Consider the following 24,022-nt stretch of genomic DNA (forward strand, 5'->3'; position numbering starts at 1 on the left):
CCCGGCCCCGTGAGCCCTGCAGACGAAGCGCCGTCGGCGTCCGGCATGGACGACCGCGCCATCGCCCGGGCCGGGGCCACCATCGCGATCCTCTCCGTCGTCGCCAAGTCGTCGGCCTTCCTGCGCGAGGCGGTGATCGCGTCGATCTACGGCCGCGGGCCGGAGGTGGACGCGTTCTTCGTCGCGCTGGCCCTGCCGGTCTTCCTGGTGCAGATCGTCGCCGGCTCGTTCCAGATCGCCGCGATTCCGGCCCTGCTGGCGGCCAGGCGCGGCGGCGACCGGCAACGCGCGGCCGCACTGGCGACGGCCGGCGGCGGGATCGTGGCCGGGGTGATCGCCGGTGCCGCCATCCTCTGCGCCGCCTTCGCCCCGCTCTACCTGCCCGCGGTCGCACCCGACTATTTGGCGCGCACCTTTACCCTCGCCACCGACATGCTGTGGATCATGACCCTGTTCGCGGTGATGGGCGGGCTGGCCTATGCCGGCGGCGCGGTGCTGACGGCGGAACGGCGCTTCGCCCTGCCGGCGATCGCCCCGGTGCTGACGCCGCTCGCCATGGCGCTGCTGCTGATCGGCTTCCGCGACAGCCTGGGGGTCTCGGCCCTGGCCTGGGGCGCGGTCATCGGCACGCTGGCCGAGGCCGCGATCGTGCTCACCGCCGCCCGGCGCCTGGGCTATCGGCCGGCGATCGCGGTCAGCCGGGAGGACATGGCGGACCTGTTGCGGCGCTGGGGTCCGCTGTTCCTCGCCACTCTGCTGCTCTCCGGCGCCGGGCTGATCGACCAGCTCATGGCCGCCTCCTTGGGCGAGGGCGCGGCCTCGGCCCTGGGATACGGCGCGAAGCTGGTGCTGGCGGGGCTGCATGTGGTCACCACCGCGCTCGGCATCTCGGTGCTGCCGGCCTATGCGGAGAACGCGCTGGAGGACCCGGCGCGCCTGTTCGCCCGGCTGAAGCGCCATCTGGTCGCGGTGATCCTGCTGGCCATCCCGGGGGTCGGCATCGCCTGGCTGCTGTCGGAGCCGGTGATCGCGCTGCTGTACCAGCGCGGCGCCTTCACGGCGGAGGATACCCGTCTGGTGGCCCATGTGCTGAGCGCCTATGCGACCCAGCTTCCGGCCTTCGCCGCGGTGGTGATCCTGGTGCGGGCCGCCGCCGTGCTCAATCTCGGCGGGGTGATCCCGGTGGCGGCCGCGGTCAACATCGTGCTGACCATCGCCCTGAACTGGCTGTTCATGCAGGTCTGGGGCGTGATCGGGATCGCTTTGGCGACCGCTCCCGCCTTCGCGATGACGGGAGCGGTGCTGTATCTCGGGATCCTGCGCGATTACGGGCGCAGGAAGCCCACCGTGTCGTAGACCTCCTCGACGATCGGCTTGGCGAGCGCACGGGCCCGGTCGCCGCCCTTGGCCAGCACGCTGTCGATATGGTCGGGGTCGGCCATCAGCTTCTGCAGCTCCGCCCCGATGGGCCCAAGCACCTCCACCGCCAGATCCGACAGGGCCGGCTTGAACTTGCCGAAGCCCTGGCCGCCGTACTCCGCCAGCACCTCGTCCACGCTCTTGTCCGCCAGCGCGGCATAGATGGTCACCAGGTTGCGCGCCTCGGCCCGCTCCGCCAGGCCCGCCGCCTCGCTCGGCAGCGGCTCCGGATCGGTCTTCGCCTTCTTGATCTTGTTGGCGATCGTGTCGGCGTCGTCGGTCATGTTGATGCGCGACATGTCGGAGGCGTCCGACTTGCTCATCTTCTTGGTGCCGTCGCGCAGGCTCATGACGCGGGTCGCGGCCCCCAGGATCTGCGGCTCCGGCAGCGGGAAGAACTCGACCCCGAACATGGAGTTGTAGGCCTGGGCGATGTCGCGGGCGAGCTCCAGGTGCTGCTTCTGGTCGTCGCCGACCGGCACGTGCGTGCCCTTATAGGCCAGGATGTCGGCGGCCATGAGCACCGGGTACCACCACAGGCCGGTGGTGGCGTTGTCCCGGTCCTTGCCGGCCTTGTCCTTGAACTGGGTCATGCGGTTCAGCCAGCCGACCCGCGCCACGCAGCCGAGCACCCAGGCGAGCTTCATGTGCTCGTCCACCTGGGACTGGTTGAACAGGATGCTGTCCGTCGGGTCGATGCCGGCGGCGATCAGGCTCGCCGCCACCTCGCGGGTCGCCTGCTTCAGCTCGGCCGGATTCTGCGGGATGGTGATCGCGTGCTGGTCCACCACGCAGAAGATGCACTCGTAGGATTTCTCGCCCTGGAGCGCCACCCAGTTCCGGATCGCACCGAGGTAGTTGCCCAGGGTCAGGTTACCGGTCGGCTGAATGCCGGAGAAGATGCGTCTCATGGATCGGGGACTCGCCATCGGCTAGGGTACATCGGTGAAGTCTGTACTCCGGGTCGCCCGCAGACGCCCGTGGCCGGTTTATCCCCGGCCCGTGCCCGCAAATCAAGCATCCGACACGCGTTCAGCCCCCGAAGACGCTCACCCGGCTCGGCGCATGGCGGCGAAATCGCGGGGGTGGGCGGCCTTCAGGGCGAGACAGGCGGCGGCATAGACCGCCATGCCGGCGAGCACGAGCCCGGCCAGCGCCCCGACCCGCTGCACCGTGCCGCCGCCGAGCCAGGGGGCGAGCCAGTCGGCCAGGAACCACAGCGCGGCGGCCATCAGGGCGGCCGACAGCACGATCTTCGGCGCCCGGGTGACGAACCGCCTGTCCAGGGCCAGATGACCGCGCCGGTAGAGCAGGGTGGCGAGCAGGACGGCGTTCAGCCAGGACGAGATCACCGTCGAGAGCGCGATGCCGACCTGGTCGAACATCGGCAGCAGCACCGCGTTGCAGGCGAGGTTGGCGACCACGGCGAAGGCGGCGACCTTGACCGGGGTGGCGGTGTCCTGGCGGGCGAAGAAGCCCGGCTGGAACACCTTGATCAGCACGAAGGCGGGCAGGCCGGCGGCATAGGCGGCGAGCGTGATCGCGGTCTCGACCCCATCGGTGGCGGAGAAGGCGCCGCGCTGGAACAGCACGGTGATCAGGGGATCGGCGATCACCGCGATCGCGCAGGCCGCCGGCACGGTCAGCAGCAGGCCGATCTCCAGCGCCCGGTTCTGGGTCCAGATCGCGGCCCCGGTCTCCCCCGCACGGACCTGGCGCGACAGCATCGGCAGCAGCGCGGTACCGATCGCCACCCCGACCACGCCGAGGGGAAGCTGGACCACCCGGTCGGCGTAATAGAGATAGGAGACCGAGCCGGCCGGCAGCAGGGAGGCCAGCAGGATGCCGATGAAGGCGTTGACCTGGACCACGCCCGCCCCCAGGGCGGCCGGGCCGATCAGCACCAGCAGCCGCTTCACCTCCGGCGTCAGGCGCGGCCGCACCAGCGGCGGCAGCGCGCCCTCCCGCCAGCAGGCCACCGCGACGAACAGCGCCTGGGCCGCCCCGGCGACCGCGACACCCCAGGCCAGCACATGGCCCGGCGTCTCCAGCATCCCGGCGGCGAGCGTCAGGGCGGCGATCAGGATGAGGTTCAGCAGGATCGGGGCGGCGGCCATCGCCCAGAACTTGCCCAGGCTGTTCAGCATCCCGCCCCACAGCGCCACCAGGGAGATCAGCGGCAGGTAGGGGAAGGTGATCCGGGTCAGCTCGACGGCGAGATCGTAGCGCGGATCGTCACCGCCGAAACCGGGGGCGAGCAGCAGGATCACTCCGGGCATGGCGATCTCCGCCACCGCCAGCAGGACCAGCAGGACCAGCAGCAGGACCGACTGCACCTGGCCGGCGAAGGCGACGGCGGCCTGCTGGCTCTTCGTCTCCACCATGCCGGCGAACATCGGCACGAAGGCGACGGTCAGCGCGCCCTCGCCGGTCAGCCGGCGGAAGAAGTTTGGGATCTGGAAGGCGACGAAGAACGCGTCGGCGATCGGCCCGGCGCCGACCACGGCGGCGATCAGCATGTCGCGCACGAACCCCGTGACCCGGCTGATCATGGTGTAGCCGCCGACGGTGGCGATGGCGCGGGCGAGGTTCATGGCGGAAGGATGTACGTGATTCGGCGAGGCAGGCCTATGGCCGGTCTGCGGCGGATGTGTGGCGCCCTTCGACACGCCCCTGCGGGGCTGCTCAGGGAGAGGCCGAGAGAGTGACAGTGCCACATATCTATTCGACCTTATCCTGAGCAGCCCCCGGATATAGTCCGGGGGCGTGTCGAAGGGCTACTTCGCCTTCTCCTCAGCCTTCACCCCGAGCGATTCCAACAACGCCCCGCGGATCTCGTCCAGCTTGCGCGCACTGTCGATCTTCAGGCCGAAGACGTCCTTCACGTAGAACACGTCGACGAACCGCTCGCCATAAGTGGAAACGGTCGCGGAATGAATCTGCACGCCGACCCGCGCCAGGGCCCTTGTCATGCGGTGCAGGACGCCCGGCTCGTCATGGGCGTTCACCTCGATCACCGTGTGGGTGACGCTGGCCTTCTGGTCGATCAGCACCCGCGGCGGCACCTTCATCGCCCGGGTGCGCCGGACGGTCAGCGAGCCCTTCTTCTCGAGCTGCTCCTCCAGCCGCAGGCTGCCGTCCAGGGTGCGCTCGATCGCCGAGGCGAGACGCGCCAGCCGGTCGGAGCGGTCGAACATCTGCCGCTTGTCGTCCTGGATCATGAAGGTGTCGATCGCCATGCCGTCGGCCAGGGTAACGATGCGGGCGTCGACGATGTTGGCGCCGACCGAGGACATGGCTCCGGCGATCCGCGAGAACAGGCCCGGATGGTCGGCGGCATAGACCGTCACCTCGGTCACCTCCCGGTCCGGGTCCAGGCGATGCTCCACCACCAGCCGGGCGTCGGAGGCCTGGGCGCGCCGCACCAGCCAGGCGTGGCGCACGAGCGTTTCGGTATCGAAACCGAGCCAGTAGGGGTCGTAGCCGAGCGCCAGGTGGGCCTCGATCTCCGCCTCGGTCCAGCCGGCGAGCTGCTCGGCCACCTTCTTCTTGGCGGCGGCCACCCGCGCCCCGGTCTTGGTCGGCGAGGTGCCGCCGGTCAGCATCTCGTCGGCGGCGTAGTACAGGTCGCGCAGGAGCTGGGCCTTCCAGCCGTTCCAGACATGGGCGCCCACGCCGCGGATATCGGCCACGGTCAGCACCAGCAGCAGGCGCAGCCGCTCCGGCGACTGCACGATGCGGGCGAAATCCTCCACGGTCTTGGGGTCGTGGATGTCGCGCTTGAAGGCGGTGTCAGACATCAGCAGATGCCAGCGCACCAGCCAGGCCACCGTGTCGGTCTCCTCCTCGGTCATGCCGAGCCGCGGGCAGACGCGCCGGGCCACCCGCTCGCCCAGGATCGAGTGATTGCCGCCCCGGCCCTTGGCGATGTCGTGCAGGAACAGCGCGACATAGAGCGCCCGGCGGGACAGCACCTTGTGCACCACGTCGGTGGCGATCGGGGCGACGTCCTTCAGCGCGCCCTGCTCGATCTCGTGCAGCACGCCGAGGCAGACCAGCGTGTGCTCGTCCACCGTGTAGGTGTGGTACATGTCGAACTGCATCTGGGCGACGACCCGGCCGAAATCCGGCACAAACTTGCCCAGAACCCGCGCCTCGCTCATGCGCCGCAGGATGCGCTCCGGCCCTTTCGGACTGCTCAGGATCTCCACGAACAGCCGGTTGGCCTCCGGGTCGCGCCGCAGGTCGGCGTTGATGAGGTGCTGGTTCTGGGTGATCACCCGCAGGGCGTGCGGGTGGATCATCAGGTCCCGGAAATGGCTCTCGTGGAACAGCCGGATCAGGTTCACCGGATCGCGCTGGAAGGCGTTGTCGTCTATCACGGTGATGCGGTCGCCCTCGACCCGGAAGTCGCCGAAGCGCTGGTCGCCGAACATCTTGGGCAGCCGGAACCGGCGGCGCCGGCGCTTGTATTCCGCCTCTATCGCCGCGCAGAAGATGCGGGTCAGGTCGCCCACATCCTTGGCGGTCAGGTAATAGTGCTTCATGAAGCGCTCGACCGCGATGGCCCCGGCCCGGTCGGTATAGCCGAGCCGCTCGGCGATCACCGGCTGCACGTCGAAGGTCAGCCGCTCCTCCGGCCGGCCGGTCAGGTAATGCAGGTGGCAGCGGATGGTCCACAGGCGCTTCTGGGCCTGGGCGAAGCGCCGGGCTTCCGCCAGATCCAGCACCCCGCGCGGCACCAGCTCGGCAACGTCGTCGATCCGGTAGACGTATTTCGAGATCCAGAACAGGGTGTGCAGGTCGCGCAAGCCTCCCTTGCCGTCCTTGATGTTCGGTTCGACAACGTAACGGCTGTCGCCCATACGCCGGTGCCGGTTGTCGGATTCCTGCAGCTTCTGTTCGACGAAATCGAGCGGAGAGCCGGACGCGATGTCGGCCATGAACTTCTCGCGCATCTCCTCGTAGAGCGCGTCGTCGCCCCACAGGAAACGGGATTCCAGCATGGCCGTGCGGATGGTGATGTCGGCATGGGCCTGGCGGATGCACTCCGCCACGGAGCGGGTCGAATGGCCGACCTTCAGGCCGAGATCCCAGAGCAGGTAGAGCATGTACTCTACGATCTGCTCGCAGCGGGCGGTCTGCTTGTAGGGCAGCAGGAACAGCAGATCTATGTCCGACTGGGGCGCCAGCTCGCCCCGTCCGTAGCCGCCGACGGCGGTGACGGCGATGCGCTCCGAGGTGGTCGGGTTGGTGGCCGGGAACTCGTGCTCGGCGGCATGGGTGGCGATCACCCGGATGATCTGGTCCATCAGCCAGGCCCGGCCGCGCACGCAGGCGGCCCCGTCATTGGTCGCCTCCAGCCGGCGGCGGATCTCGCCGGTCGCGTCGGCCAGGGCCGATTTCAGCAGGTCCAGGATGGTGCTGCGCCGGACAGTGGGGTCCTTCAGGTCCCGGGCGGCCTCCTCGATCTTCGCGGCCAGGGCGGGGATGTCGCAGATCGCCTTGCGGTTCGGCACCCGCTTGCCCAGGACGGCAAGCTCCACCTGCGGCGCGCTGCGCTCGCGGGACGGATCGGTGCGGGTCTCGACCTCGGCGGGTACGGCCACGAAAGCCTCCTTTTCAGTCGCGCAGACTATACGCGCCCCTTGTCCGGCCGTCACGGATGCCTGAGGCTCCCGACACGGACCAGGCAAGGGAGCGATGCATGAGCGGGACGCAGGGCGGACAGGCCCCTATGGTGGCAGATGTGGTGATCGTGGGCGGCGGGGCCGTCGGGTCCGCTACGGCTTATTTTCTGGCCGCATCGCCGGACTTCAAGGGGCGGATCGTCGTGGTCGAGCGCGATCCGACCTATGCCCGCGCCTCCACCCCGCTCTCCGTCGGCGGCATCCGCCAGCAGTTCTCCATCCGCGAAAACGTGGAGATCGGCCTCTATGCCCGGGAGTTCGTCGCCGCGGCGGCCGACCTGCTGGAGGTGGAGGGCGAACGGCCGGACCTGACCTTCGTGGAGAACGGCTACCTGTTTCTCGCCCCGCCGGAGGGTCGGGACATCCTGGCGGAGAACCACGCGGTGCAGACCGGCGCCGGGGCCGCGATCTCCTGGCTGGAGACCGACGCGCTGGCCCGGCGCTTCCCCTATATCAACACCGACGGGGTGGCGGCCGCCACCTTCGGCGAGCGCGGCGAGGGCTGGATCGACCCCAACACCTTGCTCCAGGCCCTCAAGCGCAAGGCGCGGTCGCTCGGCGTCACCTACCTCACCGGCGAGGTCACGGCGATCGAGCGGGGTGCGGCCGGGGTCGAGCGGGCGAGGCTGGCCGACGGCACGTCCATCGCCTGCGGCACCCTGGTGGTCGCCTCGGGTGCGAATTCCGGCAAGGTCGCCGGGCTGGTCGGCATCGACCTGCCGGTGGGGCCGCGCATCCGCACGGTCTACCAGATCGCCTGCCGCGACCCGCTGGAAGGACCGCCCCTGCCGCTGACCATCGGCACGACCGGCGTCTTCGTGCGGCCGGAGGGGGCGGGCTATGTCTGCGGCATCTCCCCGCCGGAGGAGGACGATCCGGAGAGCTGGGAGATCGAGGTCGACTGGCGCTGGTGGGAGGAGGTGGTCTGGCCGGCCCTGGCCGAGCGGATCCCGGCCTTCGAGGCGGTGAAGCTGACCGGCGCCTGGGCGGGGCCCTACGACTACAACGCCCTCGACCAGAACGCGGTGATCGGCCGGCATCCGGAGATCGGCAACCTGATCTTCGCCACCGGCTTCTCCGGCCACGGGCTGCAGCAGTCGCCGGCGGCCGGACGGGCGGTCAGCGAGCTGATCACCGCCGGCGGCTTCCGCACCATCGACCTCACCCGCTTCGGGATCGAGCGGATCCTGGAGGGCCGCCCGCTCAAGGAGCGCAACGTGGTGTGACCGCAGCACCTGGCGGATGTTGTGACAGGTTGTGACACCGTTCCCATAGCGGATTGATTTCTTGGGGAGGCCGGGCCCACCTTTGCGGCGTGGGCAGAGCCGGGACCGACTCACCGTGCCTCGCCGAAGCCCCGGGCCGGCGCCCGGCCGTCATCATCCCTCCCGCGGGCTTCCCCGGTTCGCGGTTTGACCGGTCGGCGCCGGCCCGGGGTCTTCGCCCGGACCGGGGTTTCCGCCCGGGCCGCTACGCGCGAAGCCCTCAGGCCGGGGCAGCCTCCGGCTTGCCGCAGTTGATGATCCAGCGGATGCCGAACCGGTCGACCAGCATGGCGAACCGGCTGGCCCAGAACGTCTCCTGCAGCTCCATCGACACCGTGCCGCCCTGCCTGAAGGCCTCGTAGATGCGGGTGGCCTCGGCGTCGCTGTCGACATGCAGCGCCACGGAGATGCCCTGGGGCTTCTCGTACATCTGCGGCGGCGCGTCGGAGCCCATCAGCACCAGGCCCGGTGCGGTGAACATGCTGTGCATGACCTTGTTCCGCCAGTCGTCGGTCACCCAGTCGCAGTCCGGCGCCTCGCCGTACCGCAGAACGTCGTTGATCGTGCCGCCGAGAACCTCGGCGTAGTGGGCGAAGGCCTCCGCACAGTCGCCGGCGAAGGTGAGATAGGGGTTCGATTGCATGATTGGGTCCTTTGGTTGGGGGGGCAGTCAGGAAAGCGACATCAGATCGGCCCGCAGACCCTCCAGGTTGCGGGAGGCGACCAGCGCGTCGACCTCGTCATGGGTGCGGCGCCAGACCGGCAGGGCGGCGGCCAGCGCGTCCCGTCCGGCGTCCGTGATCTCGATCCGCCGGCCGCGTTTGTCCGCCGGGTCGACCAGCACCCGGACCAGCCCGCGCCGCTCCAGCGGCTTGAAGGCCGCGGTCAGCGTGGTGCGATCCATGGCCAGCAGCGACACCAGATCGCCGATCCTTGGCGGGGACGGCCGGTTCAGGGACATCAGCAGGGAGAACTGTCCGTTGGTCAGGCCGAAGGGGCGCAGAACCTCGTCGAAACGCCGCGCCACCGCCCGGGCGGCGCGCTGCAGATGCAGGCACACGCAGCGGTCGCGCACTTCGAGGGTCACCTCGATCGGAAGGTCGTCACGCATGGTCATGAGTCAATTATGTTGACATCAACGTATTAGTCAACCAGCATCCGCTCCCATCGCCCCAGACGGGAGGATCCGATGGAACCGAAGATCGTTTCGAGAGAAGAATGGCTGAAGGCGCGCCGCGCCCTGCTTGCCCGGGAGCGGGAGGCGACCCACCTGCGCGACGCGGTGAGCGCGGAACGCCGCGCGCTGCCCTGGGTGCGGGTCGAGGAGGAGTATGTCTTTGACTCGCCGGAGGGGACCGCGACCCTGGCGGACCTGTTCGACGGCCGCAGCCAGCTCGTGGTCCAGCATTTCATGCTGCCGCCGGGCGGGCCGATCTGCGACGGCTGCGCCGGTGCCGCCGACATGGCGGACGCCGCCCGCCAACATTTCGAGCAGGCCGACCTGTCCTACGCCGCCGTGTCGCGGGCGCCGGTCGCCGAGATCGAGGCGGCCCGCAAGCGCCTCGGCTGGACCTTCCGCTGGGTGTCCTGCGGCGGCAACAGCTTCAACCACGACTACGGCACCGCCTTCACGCCGGAGCAGATCGCGGCGGGGACGGTGTCCTACAACTACGGCACCACCCCCTACGCCCATACCGACCTGCCGGGCTACAGCGTCTTCGCCCGCGGCGACGACGGGGCGGTGTTCCACACCTATTCGACCTATTCCCGCGGCACCGAGCTGATGTTCACGCCCTTCGCCTTTCTCGACCTGGCACCCAAGGGCCGCAACGAGGGCGAGGGCGTCATGAGCTGGCTGCGGCTGCATGACGAATACGAGACCGCGTCCGCCAAGGCGTGCTGCCACGCCGCCGACTAGCAACACCCGCCCTGATCCTGAGGAGAGTATGCCGTGAGTTACGTCGATGGGTTCGTCATTCCCGTGCCGACCGCCAACAAGGAGGCCTTCCGCAAGATGGCGGCCGACCTGGCGCCGGTCTTCCTTGAGTATGGCGCGCTGCATGTCATGGAGTGCTGGGGCGACGACGTGCCCGAGGGCAAGGTGACCTCCTTCCCCATGGCGGTGCAGATCGCCGAGGACGAGACGGTCGTCTTCTCTTGGATCGTCTGGCCGTCCAAGGAGGTCCGCGACGCCGGGATGGCCAAGATCATGGAGCACCCGGCCATGGGCGGCGAGGACAAGCCGCCCTTCGACGGCAAGCGGATGATCTTCGGCGGATTCCAGCCGATCGTCGACGTGCGCGCCTAGGAACCCGATTCCGCATCTTTCGCGGAAACGGCGGCAGGCCTAGACTTCCTCTCAACCAAAAAACGACTCCCGGGAGGAGACCATGGCCGCGCCGCTGCCCTTCGCGCCGAGGGGCGTGATCCCCGCCTGCCTGCTGCCCTTCACCGCCGACCTGGAGATCGACGAGAGCGGCTACCGCCGCCACCTGAACGACGTCGCCTCGGTGGAGGGGATCAGCGCGATCACCGTCAACGCCCATGCCAGCGAGGTCGCCACCTGTACCGTTTCGGAACAGGAACGGGTGATGGCGATCACCATGGAGGAGGTGGGCGGCAAGCTGCCGGTGGTGCACGGCGTGTACAGCGACGGCTCGCACCTGGCCGCCTCCATCGCCCGGCGGGCCGAGCGCGACGGGGCCAGTGCCCTGCTGGTCTTCCCCTCTAACACCCTGCTCTCCGGCGGGGCGATGCGCCCGGAAATGGCGCTCGCCCATTTCGCCACGATCCGCGCGGCGACCGACCTGCCGCTGATCCTGTTCCAGTATCCGGCATCCACGCTGGGCTATCCGGTGGAGACGCTGGTGCGGATCTGCCGGGAGATCGACACGGTGGTGGCCATCAAGGACTGGTGCAACGACGCCAAGCAGCACGAGCGCCAGATCCGCGAGCTCCATGCCCTGCCGCGTCGGGTGAGCGTGCTGTCGACCCATTCCTCCTGGCTGCTGTCGTCCCTGGTGCTGGGCTGCGACGGGCTGCTGTCGGGGGCCGGCAGCGTGATCGCCGCGCTGCAGGTCGCCCTGTTCCGAGCGGTCCAGGCCGGCGATCTGGAGGAGGCGCGGCGGCTGGCCGACCGGATCTATCCGACCACATGCGCCTTCTACGACCCACCCTTCCTCGACATGCACAACCGCATGAAGGAAGCGCTTGTCCATCTCGGCCGGATGGATGCAGCCTACGTCCGCCCGCCGCTGGTCAAGCTGAGCGATGCCGAGATCGACAGGATCGCTGCCGCCATGGACGCGGCTGGGCTGACGGGAGAGACGGTGTATTCGAAGGTGGCGTGAGGTCAGGCGTCGGCGAGGGCCGGATGGTGTTCCAAGCGTTCCAGCGCCACATCCAGACGATCCAGGCTAAGGTGGACGCCCGCTAGCGCAGTCTCCACGCCGGTGAGGCCTTGCTTGACCTCAGGCATCTCATCCCGCAGCAGATCGAGCTTGGTGTCGATCCGTCGGAGATACGCCAACACTGGACTGCGCTGATCGGTCCGCATGATGACATCCTATCATATGGAGCGGTCGGCCCGCACTCACGCCGGCACCGCATCCTCTGCGTACTGCGCCAGGAACTCCGCGCTCGGCGGGATCGGGGTGATGATGTCGATCAGCACGCCGGCCGGGTCCTGGGTGATGAAATGGCGCTGGCCGAAGGGCTCGTCACGCAGTGGCAGCAGGATCGGCAGTCCGGCCTTCTCCGCCCGGGCGAACTCGGCATCCACGTCCTCGACCTCGAAATTGATCAGCAGGCCCGACACACGGCCGCGCCCCGCTTCCGGGACGGTCTCGTGGTCGCCGGCCAGGATCGCGATGTTCACGCCCTCGTCCTCGCTGGACTGAAGGTGGACGTACCAGTCGCTCTCGAATTTCGGCGCAAACCGGAAATGGTCGCAGTAGAACCGCGCGGTCTGCGCCACCCGGTCGGTCATGATCACCGGATAGAACTGGCTGCACTTCATGGCTTTCGCACCTCCTGCAAAAAACATACACTCTGCATGTAAAGTGACCAATTAACATACAGGCTGTATGTATGCAACAGACTGGACGCCGGACCAACGAGGCGCGCAGCGCCGCCACCAGGGCGGCCCTGATCGCCGCCGCCCGGGCACTGTTCGTCGAGAAGGGGTATGCCGAGACCGGCACGCCGGAGATCGTGGCGGCGGCCCAGGTGACACGGGGCGCGCTCTACCACCACTTCGCCGACAAGGCCGACCTGTTCCGCGCCGTGGTTGCCGCCGAGGCGCAGGCCGTCGCCGAGGCGATCGACCAGGCGACCACCCATGCCGCCTCCCCCCGCAAGGCGCTGATCGAGGGGACCGGCACCTACTTCGCGGCGATGACCGAGCCCGGCCGCGCCCGCCTGCTGCTGCTGGACGGTCCCGCCGTGCTCGGGCCGCACGCGATGGCCGAGCTCGACCGCAGCACCGGCGGCGGCACCCTGCGCCAGGGTCTGTCGGAAGCGATGCGGCGGGTCGATCCGGCGGAACTCGACGCCCTGGCCGACTGCCTGTCCGCCGCCTTCGACCGGGCGGCCCTGGCCATCGCCGGCGGCGCCGACCCGGCCGCCTACTGCACCGCCATCACCCGGCTGATCGACGCCATCCTCAGGACGAGCCGGCCTTAGCCTTCAGCGCATACAGCGCGTCGAGCGCCTCGCGGGGCGTCATCTCGTCGGGGTTCAGGCCCTTCAGGGCCTCGTCCACCGGGCTCGGGCCTGACGCTTCGGCGGACGACGCCTTCGGCTTGGCGAGCATGCTGAACAGCGGCAGGTCGTCGATCAGGGTGGTCGCGGCCTTGCCCTGCTCGCCTTTCTCCAGCCGGTCCAGAACCTCCTCCGCCCGGCCGATCACCGCCGCCGGCAGGCCGGCCAGCTTGGCCACATGGATGCCGTAGGAGCGGTCGGCCGCACCGGCGACCACCTCGTGCAGGAAGACGATGTCGTCCTTCCACTCCTTCACCGCCATGGTGTGGCAGGTCAGCGCCGACAGCCGGTCGGCCAGCACCGTCAGTTCGTGATAGTGGGTGGCGAAGAGGGCGCGGCAGCGGTTGCTCTCATGCAGGTGCTCCACCGTGGCCCAGGCGATGGAGAGGCCGTCGAAGGTGGCGGTGCCCCGGCCGATCTCGTCCAGGATCACCAGCGCCCGCTCGCCCGCCTGGTTCAGGATGGCGGCGGTCTCCACCATCTCGACCATGAAGGTGGAGCGGCCGCGGGCCAGGTCGTCGGCCGCACCCACCCGGCTGAACAGCCGGTCGACCACGCCGATCCGGCAGGAAGTCGCCGGCACGAAGGAGCCGATCTGCGCCAGCACAGCGATCAACGCGTTCTGCCGCAGGAAGGTGGACTTACCGGCCATGTTGGGACCGGTGACCAGCCAGACCCGGTCCTCGGGCACCAGGGTACAGCCATTGGCGACGAAGGCGCCCGGCCCGTCCGGCAGGCTCGCCTCCACCACCGGGTGGCGGCCGGCGGTGACCTCGAAGCCGAGCCCATCATCCACCACCGGCCGGCACCAGTCGCGGGCGGCGGCGAGATCGGCCAGGGCGGCCGACACGTCGAGCCGGGCGAGCGCGGCAGCCGCGATGGCGATGGTGTCGGCCACCTCCAGCACCTTGCCGATCAGGTCGGCGAAGACCTCCAGCTCGACCGCCAGCGCCTTGTCGGCCGCGCTGGACAGCTCCTTTTCCAGCTCGCCCAGCTCCACGGTGGTGAACCGCACCGCATTGGCCATGGTCTGGCGGTGGATGAAGCCGTCGCGGCCCATCACCTTGTCGCCGTTATTGGCCGAGACCTCGATGAAATAGCCCAGCACGTTGTTGTGCTTGACCTTCAGGGCCGCCACCCCGGTCTCGCGAGCGTATTTCGCCTGCAGGGCGGCGATCATCCGCCGGCTCTCGTCGCGCAGCCCGCGCAGCCGGTCCAGTTCCGGCGCGTAGCCCGGCGCGACCAGCCCGCCGTCGCGGGCCAGCAGGGGAAGTTCGGCCGCGAGCGCCCGGCCCAGCAGGTCGACCAGGCCGGAATGCTCGCCCAGGTCGTCGAGATCGCGGGCGATGGCGGCCGGCGGGGTGGAGAGCGGGGCGCGGGCGATCGCCGCACGGATCGGCCCTGTCTCCGCCAGGGCGTCGCGGATCGCCGCCAGGTCGCGCGGTCCGCCGCGGTCCAGCGCCAGCCGCGACAGGGCCCGGTCGATATCGGGGATGCGGCTCAGGATCGCCCGCAGGTCCTGGCGCGCCCGCTCCGCCTCCAGGAAGAAGGACACGCCGTCCAGCCTTGCGTCGATCTCCCCCGGATCGGTCAGCGGCGCCGACAGCCGGGCGACCAGCAGCCGGGCGCCCGCCCCGGTCAGGGTGCGGTCGATGGTGGCGAGCAGGCTGCCCCGCCGCTCGCCCGACAGGGTGCGGGTCAGTTCCAGGTTGCGCCGGGTGGCGGCGTCGATCTCCATCACCCCGCCTGGAGACCAGCGCCGGATGGCGGCCAGCCGCGGCCGTTTGCCCTTCTGGGTCAGGTCCAGGTAGTCGACGATGGCGCCGGCGGCGGCCAGTTCGGGCCGGGAGAAGGCGCCGAAGGCGTCCAGCGCGGTCACCCCATAGGCTGTTTCCAGGCGCCGCCGTCCGTTCTCGCTGTCGAACCGAGCGCCGGGCATCGGATGGCTGATCGCCCGCACCTCCGCCAGGCCCGCCTCCAGGGCGGGGTCGCCATACAGTTTCTCCGACAGGATCAGCTCCGAGGGGGCGAGCCGGGCGAGCGCCGCCTCCAGCCCGCGCGGATCGACCGGCTGGGTCTGGAAATCGCCGGTCGAGAGGTCGACCCAGGCGAGGCCGAAGGACCCGCCGGCCTCGGCCAGCGCCGCGAGGTAGTTCGGCCGGCGGGCGTCGAGCAGGGTGTCCTCGGTCAGGGTGCCGGGCGTGACCACCCGGATCACCTCGCGGCGGACCACCGCCTTTCCGCCGCGTTTCTTGGCCTCGGCCGGATCCTCGGTCTGCTCGCACACCGCGACCCGGAAACCCTGGCGGATCAGCCGGGCGAGATAGCCCTCCGAGCTGTGATGGGGCACCCCGCACATCGGGATCGGGTCGCCCTGGTGCTGGCCTCGTTGCGTCAGCGTAATGTCCAGCGCCCGGGCGGCGGCGACCGCATCCTCGAAGAACAGCTCGTAGAAATCCCCCATGCGGTAGAACAGCAGCGCGTCCGGATGGGCGCGCTTGACCTCGAAATACTGCTGGAACATGGGCGTCGCACCCTCGGCGCGGGCCTGCAGCAGGGCGTCGGGATCGGCAGTCTCGACAGGGGCGGTCTCGGCAGAGGTCGGCTCGGCGGACACGGCTGGGGTCGGGCTCCGGAGGCTGAAGGAAAGCGGCGACCCTATCACGCGTCTCCCAAGGACGGGAGTACGACCGGGCCAGCCTCGGAAGGCCCAGATAACAAACTGTTTTTCCTGAGGGCTCTTCCCCCGTCCCCCCGGCGACGTTAACGTCGATTCGGACGAAAGAGGGCGGAGCCACCGCCGCAAGCGCCGATTCGGGTTCACCGAGGCCGGCACGGGTTCAGGGAGCGAACAGAAAAATCATGGACACCGACAATCGGACCGACGCCGAGAACGAAGCGCTGCTGTTCCATTCGACCGGCCGCCCCGGGAAGATCGAGATCACGCCGACCAAGCCGCTGACCACCCAGCGGGAGCTGTCGCTGGCCTATTCGCCCGGCGTGGCGGTGCCCTGCCTGGAGATCGAGAAGGACCCGAACACCGCCTATGACTACACCTCGCGCGGCAACGTGGTGGCGGTGATCTCCAACGGCACCGCCGTGCTCGGCCTCGGCAATATCGGCGCGCTGGCGTCGAAGCCGGTGATGGAGGGCAAGGCGGTCCTGTTCAAGCGCTTCGCCGATGTGGACGGCATCGACCTGGAGGTCGACACCCAGGACGTCGACGAGTTCATCAACTGCGTGCGCTATCTCGGCCCCAGCTTCGGCGGCATCAACCTGGAGGACATCAAGGCGCCGGAATGCTTCATCATCGAGCAGCGGCTGAAGGAACTGCTCGACATCCCGGTGTTCCACGACGACCAGCACGGTACGGCGATCATCTCCGCCGCCGGCCTGATCAACGCCATGCACCTGACCGGCCGCGACCTGAAGACCACCAAGCTGGTGGTCAACGGCGCCGGGGCGGCCTCGATCGCCGGTGTGGAGCTGCTCAAGGCCATGGGCATGCCGCACAACAACATCATCATCTGCGACACCCGCGGCGTGGTCTATCAGGGCCGCGAGCAGGGCATGAACCAGTGGAAGTCGGCCCATGCCGCCGTCACCGACGCCCGCACCCTGGCCGAGGCGCTGAACGGCGCGGACGCCTTCTTCGGCCTGTCGGCCAAGGGGGCGGTGACCAAGGACATGGTGAAGTCCATGGCCGCCAACCCGATCATCTTCGCCATGGCCAACCCGGATCCGGAGATCACCCCGGAGGACGTGGCCTCGGTGCGCGACGACGCCATCATGGCGACCGGCCGCTCCGACTACCCGAACCAGGTGAACAACGTCCTGGGCTTCCCCTACATCTTCCGCGGCGCCCTGGACGTGCGCGCCTCGGAGATCAATCAGGACATGAAGATCGCCGCCGCCCACGCGCTGGCGGAGCTGGCGCGCGAGGACGTGCCGGACGAGGTGGACGCCGCCTATTCCGGGCGCCGGCTGAAGTTCGGCCGCGACTACATCATCCCGGCCCCGTTCGATCCGCGCCTGATCGTCCATGTGTCGGCCGCGGTCGCCCAGGCGGCGATGGATACCGGCGTCGCCCGCAAGCGCATCGAGGACATGGACGCCTACCGGGCCGAGCTGAGCGCCCGGCTCGACCCGACGGCGGCCAGCCTGCAGAACATCCTCGACCGCATCCGCAAGTCGAACAAGCGGGTGGTCTTCGCCGAGGGCGAGGAGGAGAAGACGATCCGCGCCGCCCTGTCGTTCCAGGCCGGCGGCTACGGCCACGCGATCCTCATCGGCCGCGAGGACCGCATCAAGCGCAAGATCGAGGACATGGGCATCGCCGGGGCGGAGACCCTGGAGATCCAGAACGCCAAAGTGTCGGCGTTCAACGAAAAGTACATAGAGTTTCTGTATAAGCGTCTTCAGAGGAAGGGCGCGATGCATCGGGACTGCCAGCGGATGGTCAACCAGGACCGCAACATCTTCGCCGCCTGCATGGTGGCGATGGGGGATGCGGACGGCATGGTCACGGGCCTGACCCGAAGCTTTGGCGTGTCCGCCGACGACGTGACCCGGGTGATCGACTGCAAGCCGAACGAACTGCTCATGGCGGTCACGATGGTGATCGTGCGCGGCCGCACGATCTTCATCGCCGACACCAACGTGCACGAGCTGCCGGAGCCGGCCCAGCTCGCCGACATCACCTGCCAGACGGCGGCGGTGGCCCGGGCCTTCGGGCACGAGCCGCGGGTGGCGCTGCTGTCCTTCTCCAATTTCGGCAACCCGATGCGTGAGAAGGCCCTGCGGATCCGCGAGGCGGTGGACATCCTGGACGGCCGCGACCTGGACTTCGAATACGACGGCGAGATGTCGGCCGACGTGGCGCTGGATCCGGAGGTGCGGCGGCTCTACCCGTTCTGCCGCCTGTCCGGCCCGGCCAACGTGCTGATCATGCCGGCGCTGCATTCGGCCAACATCTCCTACAAGATCCTCCAGCGCTTCGCCGGCGGATCGGTGATCGGCCCGATGCTGATGGGCCTGGAGAAGCCGGCGCAGATCGTCCAGATGGGCGCCAGCGTGACCGATATCGTGAATGCGGCGGCGATCGCGGCACACGAAGCGACGATCGGGTAACGGCAGGGCGGCGCAGGCCGCACCGCCGGCCCGGATGATGCCGGTGGGGCATCGGAGGAGACATGGCGGAGGTCCGCACGACGATTGATGAGCGCCGCCCGATGGCGGCCCCGGCCTGGAGCACGGTGTGGCGCATGGCGGGCCTGCTGGCCCTCGTCCCCGGACTGCTCTTCGTCGGCCTGGCGGCAATGGGCGAGCTCGGCATGGCGGCGGCTGCGATCTCGACCGCGGCGACCTATCTGGCGCTGATCCTGATCGTGCGGCGGCACCTGCGCGAGCTGATGATCCTGCGCCAGCACCTGGACGACCGGGCCCAGGCCGCCGACCTGGACACGGCCCTGGCTGATCGCCGCGGCGCGATCTCGCAGATCGGCGACACCGGGCCGGCCGCCGAACTGGCCTTGTCGCTGGAGCGGGCGGACCGGCAGGTCTCCACCTGGATGAAGGCCGCCCACCGGCTGGCCGAGACCCCCAGGCGGGTGATCCAGGCGATCCCCGATCCGCTGCTGCTGGTCGACGGCCGGTCGCGGATCGTCAGCGCCAACCGGGCGGCCCAGCAGCAGTTCGGCCAGCATATCGAGGGCCGGGACCTGTCGGCGGTGATCCGCCATCCGGCCGTGCTCGCCGCCGTGCGCGACGCCCAGGCAGGCAAGGCGACCGCCACCGTGGAGTTCGAGATCGCCGCCCCGACGGAACGGACCTTCACCGTGCAGGTGGAGACCCTGCCCGAGGGCAGCGACCTGCAGAAGGCCGCGCTGCTGCTGTTCGTCGACCTGACCGCCGTGCGGCGCTCGGAGCAGATGCGGGTCGATTTCGTCGCCAATGTCAGCCACGAGCTGCGCACGCCGCTGTCCACCCTGATGGGCTTCATCGAGACCCTGCAGGGCCCGGCCCGCGACGACGACGACGCCCGCGACCGGTTCCTGGAGATCATGCGGCTGCAGTCCCACCGCATGAGCCGGCTGGTGAACGACCTGCTGTCCCTGTCGCGGATCGAGACCAACGAACACAGCGCGCCGACCCGGAAGATCGAGCTGAAGCCGATCCTGGAGGGGGTGAAGGCGACCCTGGATCTGGAGGCACGGCGCAAGGACATGCGGGTGGCGCTCGACATCGCCGACAATCTGCCGCCCGTATTCGGCGAATCCGACGAGCTGACCCAGGTGCTGCAGAACCTGATGGACAACGCCATCAAGTACGGCCGCAGCGGGACCATCGTCGAGGTCTCGGCCAAGCCCGCCGAGAAGGTGCCGGCCGCCTATCCGGGCAAGCGCGACGGCGCCATCGCGATCAGCGTCCGCGACCGGGGCGAAGGGATCGACGCCGGCCACATCCCGCGGCTGACCGAGCGGTTCTACCGGGTCGACACCGCCCGCTCGCGAGAACTCGGGGGCACCGGGCTCGGCCTGGCGATCGTCAAACACATCGTTGGACGCCACCGCGGCGCGCTCACCATCGAGTCCACCCGGGGCGAGGGTACGACGGTCACCGTCTTCCTGCCCAAGGCGCCGGCCAATGGCGGGGCCGCCGAAAGTTCGGCCCAACCGGACGACCGCGCGGGACCCCGGGCGATTACCGCTGCGTGAATATTTCGTGACGGATTAATTGCAGCCGCCTCTGTAATCAAAGTTTCACAGACCTGTCTTAAAAGGTTTCCATCCGACCGGTACTTGTCGGCTCAGCCAACGCGGGGGAAGTACGGCGCGGCCAGATCGCGCTGATCCCTTCCTGACGTCGACGGCGGAAACGCAACCTCCCAAGCGAAAGACTGGAGGACTCTCATGACTTTCTCGTTCGGCAAGGCGGTCGCCATCGCCGCGCTCGGCGTCGTCGCCATGACGGCCCAGGCCGAGGCCCGTGATCAAATTCGCATCGTCGGCTCGTCGACCGTGTTCCCGTTCTCGACCGTGGTCGCGGAGAACTTCGGTAAGACGACCGGCTTCAAGACTCCGGTGATCGAGTCCACCGGCTCCGGCGGCGGCCTGAAGCTGTTCTGCCAGGGTGTCGGCACCGAGCATCCGGACTTCACCAACGCTTCGCGTCGGATCAAGAAGTCCGAGGTCGAGCTCTGCGCCTCCAACGGCGTGACCGACATCACCGAGATCAAGATCGGCTTCGACGGCATCGTCCTGGCCAACTCCAAGGCCGCCGAGACCTACCAGCTCAGCCGCAAGGACATCTTCCTGGCCCTGGCCAAGGAAGTTCCGGTCGACGGCAAGCTGGTCGCCAACCCGTACACCAAGTGGTCCGAGATCAATCCGGACCTGCCGGACACCGAGATCGAGGTGCTGGGCCCGCCGCCGACCTCCGGCACCCGCGACGCCTTCGTCGAGCTGGTGATGGAAGTTGGTGCCGAGGAGATCCCGTTCCTGAAGGATCTGGCCAAGTCCGACAGCAAGAAGTTCAAGCAGGTCTTCGGCTCCATGCGTGAGGACGGCAAGTTCATCGAAGCCGGCGAGAACGACAACCTGATCGTCCAGAAGCTGGAAGCCAACCCGGCCGCGCTGGGCATCTTCGGCTTCTCCTTCCTCGACCAGAACGCCGACAAGGTCCATGGCTCGGTCATCGAGGGCAACGCCCCGACCTTCGACGCCATCGCCGACGGCTCCTACCCGGTCTCCCGCTCGCTGTTCTTCTACATGAAGAACGCCCATGTCGGCGTGATCCCGGGCATGAAGGAATACGTGGCCGAGTTCACCAGCGAGAAGGCCGCCGGTCAGGAAGGCTATCTGACCGACAAGGGCCTGATCCCGCTGCCGGAGGCGGATCTCGAGAAGTACCGCACCGCGGGTGAGAACCTCACCAATCTGAGCCTCTGATCCAGAGCGTTCATCCAGCGGCCGACCCTCGGGTCGGCCGCTTCCTTCTTCCCCCAAGCCTTTCGACCAAGACCCTTCAGAACAAAATCCTCGGCGCATCGGATTTCGACCGACCCGCCAATATTTTCGAAACACCCTTTCGTTAGACCCTTTATCCACCGCCGGCGCCGCGCCGGACCGAGACGCTCTCAGGGAGCCGGGATCAATGCAGACTTTCATCGTGGTTCTCGCGCTGCTCGGCTTCGCCGCCGTCGGCTACACCATGGGTCGCGCCCGCGCGGTGATGACCGCCGGCGGGATGCCGAAGGATCTCCACTCGCTCCCCAGCTACTACGGCTCCTACACGGCACTCTGGATCGGCCTGCCCTCGCTGATCCTGCTGGCGGTCTGGCTGATCGTGCAGCCCTACATCATCAACGGCGTCGTCATGGGCGGCCTGCCGGCCAGCATGACCCAGGGCCTGTCCGCCTCCGAATATGGCCTGCTGCTGAACGACATCCGCAACACCGCCACCGGCAACATCTCGGCCCGGGCCGACGAGCCGGCGATCGTCGAGGCCGCGGCCCAGCTCAACAGCCTGAGTCAGACCAGCTTCATCCTGATGATCATCGCCGCCTTCGGCGTCGGCGCCGGCGGCCTGGCCTACGCCCGCAACCGGATCAGCCCGACCCTGCGGGCCCGGAACTCCGTCGAGAAGGTCATCAACGTCATCCTGGTCATCAGCTCGCTGATCGCCATCCTGACCACGGTCGGGATCGTGATGTCGCTGCTGTTCGAGAGCTTCCTGTTCTTCACCCAGGTGCCGTTCTACGAGTTCCTGTTCGGCCTGAACTGGAGCCCGCAGACCGCGCTGCGCGCCGACCAGGTCGGCTCCTCCGGCGCCTTCGGGGCGGTGCCGCTCTTCGTCGGCACCCTGCTGATCACCTTCATCGCCATGCTGGTCGCGGCACCCATCGGCCTGATGTCGGCGATCTACATGGCCGAATACGCCGACCCGCGGTTCCGCGCCTTCGCCAAGCCGATGCTGGAGGTCCTGGCCGGCATCCCGACGGTGGTCTACGGGTTCTTCGCCGCCCTGACCGTCGCCCCGGCCTTCCGCAATGTCGGCGAGAGCATCGGCCTCGACGTCTCCTCGGAAAGCGCGCTGGCCGCCGGCGTGGTCATGGGGATCATGATCATCCCCTTCGTGTCCTCTCTGTCGGACGACGTGATCAACGCCGTGCCGCAATCCCTGCGCGACGGCTCCTACGGCCTCGGCGCGACCAAGTCCGAGACGATCCGTTCGGTCATCGTGCCGGCCGCCCTGCCCGGCATCGTCGGCGCCCTGCTGCTGGCCATCAGCCGCGCCATCGGCGAGACCATGATCGTGGTCATGGCCGCCGGTCTGGCCGCCAACCTGACCGTCAACCCGCTGGAGGCGGTCACCACCGTCACGGTGCAGATCGTCACCCTGCTGGTCGGCGACCAGGAATTCGACAGCGCCAAGACCCTCTCCGCCTTTGCCCTGGGCCTGGTGCTGTTCTTCATCACGCTTGCCCTCAACGTGATCGCGCTCAGCGTGGTCCGCAAATACCGAGAGAAGTATGACTGATACGATCTCGACTGCCCCGGGCTCGACTCCCCCGGGCTCAACGCCACCGGGCCAGGCGATCCGTCGGCCGGATTTCCGCGGCGCCCATCTCGCCAAGCGCTATGCCCGCGAGCGGCGGTTCCGCCTCCTCGGCATCGCCAGCGTGGCCGCGGCCGGCGTGATCCTGCTGATCCTGCTCGGCAGCATCGTGTCCAAGGGCTACTCGGCCTTCTGGCAGCACGAGGTCGCCCTGGACATCGTGTTCAGCGCCGAGGTGCTGAACCCCGATGGCGGCCCGGTCGAGCAGGAGACGCTGCAGCGCGCCAACTATCTGGAACTGGTGCGCGACGCCCTGAAGCGCGCGTTCCCCGACGCGGCCGAGGATCGGCGCGACCGGCGCATGCTCTACGGCCTGGTCTCGCCGAACGCCGATCTGCGGCTGCGGGACATGGTGCTGAACGACCCCTCGCTGATCGGCACCACCCAGACGGTGGCGATCAAGATGTCCGACGACATGGACACCTTCGCCAAGGGCTTCATCGACCGGGACCTGCCGGAAGGCGACCGGCGAGTGAAGGACAAGGAGATCGGCTGGTACGACCAGCTCGACTCCGAAGGCCGGGTGAACGCGGTGTTCAACGTGGACTTCTTCACCACCGGCGACAGCCGCGAGCCCGAGGAGGCCGGCATCTACGGCGCCCTGATCGGCTCGATCCTGACCCTGACCGTCACCCTGCTGGTGTCCTTCCCGGTCGGCGTCATGGCGGCCGCCTATCTGGAGGAATTCGCGCCGAAGAACCGGTTCACCGACATCATCGAGGTGAACATCAACAACCTGGCGGCCGTCCCTTCGATCGTGTTCGGCCTGCTCGGCCTGGCGGTGTTCCTGAACTTCTTCGGCCTGCCGCGCTCGGCCCCCCTGGCCGGCGGCCTGGTCCTGGCGCTGATGACCCTGCCGACCATCATCATCGCCGCCCGCTCGGCCCTGAAGGCGGTGCCGCCCTCGATCCGCGAGGCGGCCCTGGGCCTCGGCGCCTCCCGGCTGCAGGTGGTGACCCACCACGTGCTGCCCCTGGCGATGCCCGGCATCCTGACCGGCACGATCATCGGCATGGCCCAGGCCCTGGGCGAGACGGCGCCGCTGCTGATGATCGGCATGGTCGCCTTCATCGTCGACATCCCGCAATCCTTCACCGATCCGGCCACGGTGCTGCCGGTTCAGGTCTATATCTGGGCGGACAGCCCCGAGCGTGCGTTCGTGGAGCGGACCTCGGCGGCGATCATGGTCCTGCTCGGCTTCCTGGTTCTGATGAATGCGGTCGCCGTCCTGTTGCGCAAGCGCTTCGAGCGGCGGTGGTAAGGAGATAT

General features: G+C 68.7%; 19 protein-coding genes. 11 read left to right on the forward strand and 8 right to left on the reverse strand.

What is annotated here, in order from left to right; genetic code table 11:
- Positions 1-9 precede the first annotated feature (9 nt).
- Entirely contained in the window at positions 10-1,356 is a 1,347-nt protein-coding gene (gene murJ, locus ACOQOP_RS18025; protein ID WP_420563196.1) for a murein biosynthesis integral membrane protein MurJ, read from the forward strand.
- On the opposite strand, the gene trpS is transcribed toward murJ (ACOQOP_RS18025), so the two are convergent.
- The 3 genes from trpS to ACOQOP_RS18040 form a co-directional block, all read right to left on the reverse strand.
- Positions 1,326-2,330: a tryptophan--tRNA ligase gene (gene trpS / locus ACOQOP_RS18030; RefSeq protein ID WP_420563197.1), complete on the reverse strand. Its 1,005-nt coding sequence runs from the start codon at positions 2,328-2,330 to the stop codon at positions 1,326-1,328. The two genes, murJ (ACOQOP_RS18025) and trpS, sit on opposite strands and share 31 nt — an antisense overlap.
- 138 nt (positions 2,331-2,468) lie before the next feature.
- Complete coding sequence (murJ, locus tag ACOQOP_RS18035) at positions 2,469-4,013, reverse strand: murein biosynthesis integral membrane protein MurJ (RefSeq protein ID WP_420563198.1); 1,545 nt, start codon at positions 4,011-4,013, stop codon at positions 2,469-2,471.
- 183 nt (positions 4,014-4,196) lie between these two features.
- Positions 4,197-7,028, reverse strand: a complete 2,832-nt coding sequence (locus ACOQOP_RS18040) for a [protein-PII] uridylyltransferase (RefSeq protein ID WP_420563199.1) — start codon at positions 7,026-7,028, stop codon at positions 4,197-4,199.
- A 98-nt stretch (positions 7,029-7,126) separates the two neighbouring features.
- Between ACOQOP_RS18040 and ACOQOP_RS18045 the strand changes: the two genes are divergently transcribed.
- Positions 7,127-8,335 (forward strand): NAD(P)/FAD-dependent oxidoreductase, encoded by a 1,209-nt coding sequence (locus tag ACOQOP_RS18045; RefSeq protein ID WP_420563200.1) that lies wholly within the window; start codon positions 7,127-7,129, stop codon positions 8,333-8,335.
- A gap of 259 nt (positions 8,336-8,594) precedes the next feature.
- Here the strand turns inward: ACOQOP_RS18045 and ACOQOP_RS18050 are convergent, their stop codons facing one another.
- Both ACOQOP_RS18050 and ACOQOP_RS18055 read right to left on the reverse strand, forming a co-directional pair.
- Complete coding sequence (locus tag ACOQOP_RS18050; protein WP_420563201.1) at positions 8,595-9,017, reverse strand: VOC family protein; 423 nt, start codon at positions 9,015-9,017, stop codon at positions 8,595-8,597.
- A 27-nt stretch (positions 9,018-9,044) separates the two neighbouring features.
- Complete coding sequence (locus tag ACOQOP_RS18055) at positions 9,045-9,485, reverse strand: MarR family winged helix-turn-helix transcriptional regulator (RefSeq protein WP_420563202.1); 441 nt, start codon at positions 9,483-9,485, stop codon at positions 9,045-9,047.
- A 78-nt stretch (positions 9,486-9,563) separates the two neighbouring features.
- Between ACOQOP_RS18055 and ACOQOP_RS18060 the strand changes: the two genes are divergently transcribed.
- The 3 genes from ACOQOP_RS18060 to ACOQOP_RS18070 all read left to right on the forward strand — a co-directional run bounded on the left by ACOQOP_RS18060 (position 9,564) and on the right by ACOQOP_RS18070 (position 11,724).
- Positions 9,564-10,292 carry a DUF899 domain-containing protein gene (locus ACOQOP_RS18060; protein ID WP_420563203.1) on the forward strand — a complete coding sequence of 243 codons (729 nt, stop codon included), beginning with the start codon at positions 9,564-9,566 and terminating at the stop codon, positions 10,290-10,292.
- Positions 10,293-10,325: 33 nt separating this feature from the next.
- Positions 10,326-10,682: a DUF1428 domain-containing protein gene (locus ACOQOP_RS18065; protein ID WP_420563204.1), complete on the forward strand. Its 357-nt coding sequence runs from the start codon at positions 10,326-10,328 to the stop codon at positions 10,680-10,682.
- A gap of 82 nt (positions 10,683-10,764) precedes the next feature.
- Positions 10,765-11,724, forward strand: a complete 960-nt coding sequence (locus tag ACOQOP_RS18070; protein ID WP_420563205.1) for a dihydrodipicolinate synthase family protein — start codon at positions 10,765-10,767, stop codon at positions 11,722-11,724.
- A 2-nt stretch (positions 11,725-11,726) separates the two neighbouring features.
- On the opposite strand, the gene ACOQOP_RS18075 is transcribed toward ACOQOP_RS18070, so the two are convergent.
- Both ACOQOP_RS18075 and ACOQOP_RS18080 read right to left on the reverse strand, forming a co-directional pair.
- The gene (locus ACOQOP_RS18075) at positions 11,727-11,930 is read right to left on the reverse strand and encodes a hypothetical protein (RefSeq protein ID WP_420563206.1); all 204 of its coding nucleotides are present in this window, start codon (positions 11,928-11,930) and stop codon (positions 11,727-11,729) included.
- A gap of 36 nt (positions 11,931-11,966) precedes the next feature.
- Complete coding sequence (locus tag ACOQOP_RS18080; protein WP_420563207.1) at positions 11,967-12,392, reverse strand: VOC family protein; 426 nt, start codon at positions 12,390-12,392, stop codon at positions 11,967-11,969.
- Between the two features lie 71 nt (positions 12,393-12,463).
- Between ACOQOP_RS18080 and ACOQOP_RS18085 the strand changes: the two genes are divergently transcribed.
- Positions 12,464-13,057, forward strand: a complete 594-nt coding sequence (locus tag ACOQOP_RS18085; RefSeq protein WP_420563208.1) for a TetR/AcrR family transcriptional regulator — start codon at positions 12,464-12,466, stop codon at positions 13,055-13,057.
- Here ACOQOP_RS18085 and mutS read toward each other — a convergent pair.
- On the reverse strand, positions 13,038-15,659 hold the full coding sequence (gene mutS / locus ACOQOP_RS18090) for a DNA mismatch repair protein MutS (protein ID WP_420566546.1): 2,622 nt from the start codon (positions 15,657-15,659) through the stop codon (positions 13,038-13,040). The two genes, ACOQOP_RS18085 and mutS, sit on opposite strands and share 20 nt — an antisense overlap.
- A 338-nt stretch (positions 15,660-15,997) precedes the next feature.
- Here mutS and ACOQOP_RS18095 point away from each other — a divergent pair, with 338 nt between their 5' ends.
- The 5 genes from ACOQOP_RS18095 (at position 15,998) to pstA (ending at position 24,014) form a co-directional block, all read left to right on the forward strand.
- Positions 15,998-18,265, forward strand: coding sequence for an NADP-dependent malic enzyme (locus ACOQOP_RS18095; RefSeq protein ID WP_420563209.1), 2,268 nt, complete (start codon positions 15,998-16,000; stop codon positions 18,263-18,265).
- Positions 18,266-18,327: 62 nt separating this feature from the next.
- A complete protein-coding gene (locus ACOQOP_RS18100; RefSeq protein ID WP_420563210.1) occupies positions 18,328-19,851 on the forward strand; it encodes an ATP-binding protein in 1,524 nt (507 codons plus the stop codon).
- 195 nt (positions 19,852-20,046) lie between these two features.
- Complete coding sequence (locus tag ACOQOP_RS18105; protein ID WP_420563211.1) at positions 20,047-21,084, forward strand: PstS family phosphate ABC transporter substrate-binding protein; 1,038 nt, start codon at positions 20,047-20,049, stop codon at positions 21,082-21,084.
- Between the two features lie 205 nt (positions 21,085-21,289).
- Positions 21,290-22,675: a phosphate ABC transporter permease subunit PstC gene (pstC, locus tag ACOQOP_RS18110; protein WP_420563212.1), complete on the forward strand. Its 1,386-nt coding sequence runs from the start codon at positions 21,290-21,292 to the stop codon at positions 22,673-22,675.
- On the forward strand, positions 22,668-24,014 hold the full coding sequence (pstA, locus tag ACOQOP_RS18115; protein ID WP_420563213.1) for a phosphate ABC transporter permease PstA: 1,347 nt from the start codon (positions 22,668-22,670) through the stop codon (positions 24,012-24,014). Before pstC ends, pstA begins: the two co-directional genes overlap by 8 nt.
- The last annotated feature ends 8 nt before the right edge of the window (positions 24,015-24,022 follow it).

The sequence above is a fragment of the Thalassobaculum sp. genome, assembly GCF_965223715.1.
GTDB lineage: Bacteria > Pseudomonadota > Alphaproteobacteria > Thalassobaculales > Thalassobaculaceae > Thalassobaculum.